General features: G+C 69.0%; 3 protein-coding genes. All 3 read left to right on the top strand.

The window, feature by feature from the left end:
• On the top strand, positions 1–196 hold a 196-nt coding region (locus HS109_20720; protein MBE7524771.1), incomplete at its 5' end, for an immunogenic protein.
• Positions 196–687 (top strand): DUF1850 domain-containing protein, encoded by a 492-nt coding sequence (locus HS109_20715; protein ID MBE7524770.1) that lies wholly within the window; start codon positions 196–198, stop codon positions 685–687. The genes HS109_20720 and HS109_20715, both read left to right, overlap by 1 nt.
• A gap of 13 nt (positions 688–700) precedes the next feature.
• The gene (locus HS109_20710) at positions 701–2,980 is read left to right on the top strand and encodes a TRAP transporter permease (GenBank protein MBE7524769.1); all 2,280 of its coding nucleotides are present in this window, start codon (positions 701–703) and stop codon (positions 2,978–2,980) included.
• The last annotated feature ends 96 nt before the right edge of the window (positions 2,981–3,076 follow it).

The following is a 3,076-nucleotide window of genomic DNA, read 5'->3' as shown; positions in this document are numbered from 1 at the left end:
GTGGGCGACGCACGACGGACTCTCCGACGCGATGGCCTACGAGGTGACCAAGGCGCTCTACGAGAACACCGCGACGTTGGGCCAAGTGCACCCGAAGGGCAAGGAGATCTCGCTCAAGACGGCGCTGCTGTCGGTATCGATCCCGCTGCATCCGGGCGCGGAGCGCTACTACCGCGAGAAGGGCCTCATCAAGTGATGCCCGGGCCCGGGATCGGGCTCCTGCTCGTCCCGGGCCTCGCCTTCGCCGCTGCGGGCGCCGACACGGCCTGCCTCGCCATCGCCTCGCACCCCGACGGCCGGCCGCTCGCGCAGGTCGAGGCAGGACGCGAAGCGTTCACGGTGTCCTACGTGCATTCGGTCACGCGCACCCCGGTCGAGGAGCGTTACCGCGTGGAGGGCGACGCCATCGTCGAGACCGAGATCCGCTTCCGCCGGCACGGCCCGGGCCTCCCGACCGAAGCGGACGCGGGCGGGCAATGGCGCCGCGACGGCGATGCGTGGGTGGTCTCGATGGCGCGCCGATTCCATACGATCGCGATGCGCGTGCACGCCGACCAGCGGTGGCGCCTCGTCGCCGAAGGCGACCCGCGTCCGGTGAACCTCGCCCAGTGGGGCAATCGCGCCGTCGCACTCAGTGCGCGACCGGGACCGTGCCTCACCGGCCCCACCGGCTTCGGCGCGCGCTGAACCACGTTCCGCGATGAGCAGGCACGACCGCGCCCACGCACCGTCGCCGCACGGCGGCGCGCTCACCGACTCGATCGAGGCCGTCTCGCAGGAGAAGCAGGCCGAACTCATCCGCGCCTACGACGCGGAATCGAATTTCCGCAAGCTGGTCGGCCCGATCGGGCTCTTCGTCACCACGATCGCGGTCGTCCTGTCGTCGTTCCACATCTACACCGCCGGATTCGGACTGCTGGACGAGATCAAGCACCGCTCGTTCCATCTCGCGCTGGTGCTGGGCCTGATCTTCCTCGTGTTCCCGCGTCCGGCGCTGCCGAAACGCACGGCCGACGCGGCGAAGGCCTGGGGCTGGAGCCTCGTCTTCTCCGCGTTCTACGTCTATCTCGCGTGGTCGCTGGTCGACCGGCTCTCGACGCTGGGCGAGGTCCGGAACGGCGCGGCCTTCGTCGGATTCATCGCGCTGGTGGCGCTCATCTCGCTCCCGTTCCCGCAGTTCGGGGGCACCGGCGATCGCGTGTCCTGGCTCGACTGGCCGCTCGCCGCCTGCGCCGCATCGATCTCCGGGTACTTCCTCGTCTTCTTCGACGACGTGTTCATCGGTCGCGTCGGCGCACCGATCGCGCAGGACTACATGATGGGCGTGCTCGCGATCGTGATCGTGATGGAGGCGACGCGGCGCACGATGGGCCCGCTGCTGCCCGCGATCGGCATGACCTGCCTGCTCTACGCGCTCCTCGGCCGGCACATGCCCGGCATCCTCGCGCACCGCGGTTATCCGGTCGACCGCGTCGTCAACCACATCTACGTGGGCACCGAAGGCATCTACGGAATCGCGGTGGGCGTCGTCGCCACCTACGTGTTCCACTTCGTGCTGTTCGGGATCCTCGCGCAGATCACCGGGCTCGGCCGCCTGTTCATGGACCTGGCGACGATCGTGGCGGGACGGTTCTCGGGCGGGCCGGCGAAGGCCAGTGTCGTCTCGTCCGGACTCTTCGGGATGATCTCGGGCTCCGCCATCGCCAACGCGGTGACGACCGGGTCGCTGACGATCCCGCTGATGAAGAAATACGGCTTCTCCGCGCGGTTCTCCGGCGCCGTCGAAGCCTCGGCGTCCTGCGGCGGGCAGGTCACGCCCCCGGTGATGGGCGCCTCCGCGTTCGTGATGGCGGAACTCCTCGGCGTGCCCTACAAGCTCCTCGTGATCGTCGCGATCGTACCGGCGCTGTTCCACTACTTCGCCTGCCTCACGATGGTCCATCTCGAGGCGAAGCGGCTGCGGCTGAAAGGCGTCGAGCCGCATCTGATCCCGAAACTCTCGCGCGTGATCGGCGAGAGCTGGCACCTCGTGTTCCCGCTCATCGCGCTGGTGACGATGCTGCTGCTCGACTACACGCCGTTCCTGTCGGCGTTCTGGGGCATCGTGCTGTGCTTCGTCTGCTCCTACATTCCGCTCATCGCGCGGAAGCTCGGCTGGGGCGAGTTGCAGGGCCGCACGCTCACCTGGGGACCGCTCGTCGAAGGATTGTCCGAGGGCGCCAAGTACGCGCTCGCGATCGGTGCGGCGTGCGCGTGCGTCGGCCTGATCCTCGGCACGCTGACGCTCTCCGGGCTCGGATTCAAGTTCTCGGGCGCGGTCGTCGACCTCGCCGGACAGGCGGGCACGGCGATCCGCGCGATCGATCCGACCGGAACGATCACCCAGAACGGCGCTCAGGTGTTCTTCGGCCTCATCTTCGTCGCGATCGCCTGCATCCTGATGGGCACCGGCATCCCGACGACGCCGACCTACATCATCCTCGCGTCGATCGCCGCCCCCGCGCTCGCGACGCTCGGCGTGCCTCTGCTCGCCACCCACTTCTTCGTCTTCTACTACGGCGTGCTCGCCGACGTGACGCCGCCGGTCGCGCTCGCCGCCTACGCCGCCGCGGGCATCGCCGGATCGGAGCCGATGCGCACCGGCCTCACCGCGTTCCGGCTCTCGATGGGCAAGGCGCTCGTGCCGTTCATGTTCACCTACACGCCGGCGCTGCTGTTCATCGACTTCACCTGGAGCGCGTTCGTCTCCGCGCTCGTCGCGGGCGTCGTCGGCATCCTCGCGCTGTCGGCCGCCTTCTCGCGCCACTTCGCGACCTCGATCACGCGCGTCGAACAGGCGCTGCTGTCGATCGGCGGGATCGTGCTGGTGTTCAACCAGTTCTGGCTGAACCTCGCCGGCTTCGTCATCGTCGGCGCGATGCTCGCCGCCAACGTGCTGCGCTCGCGCCGGGCGCCCGGCCACGCACCGGACCCGGGTTAGGGGTTTGTCCGACAGACCCTCGGAGGGCGTCCGGCTAACGTCGACCGGATGCGCCTGTCGCTCCGGTTCCTGCTGCCGCTGATGCTGGTCGTCGGC

The organism is Burkholderiales bacterium, from assembly GCA_015075645.1.
Lineage (GTDB): Bacteria > Pseudomonadota > Gammaproteobacteria > Burkholderiales > Casimicrobiaceae > VBCG01.
The sequence above is the reverse complement of the archived record's forward strand: the minus strand, read 5'-3'. Positions and strand labels throughout refer to the sequence as shown.

Excerpts from the sequence above, each read along its gene's own strand:
- HS109_20715 (MBE7524770.1), top strand. The coding sequence starts at position 196 with ATGCCCGGGCCCGGGATCGGGCTCCTGCTCGTCCCGGGCCTCGCCTTC.
- HS109_20710 (MBE7524769.1), top strand. The coding sequence starts at position 701 with ATGAGCAGGCACGACCGCGCCCACGCACCGTCGCCGCACGGCGGCGCG.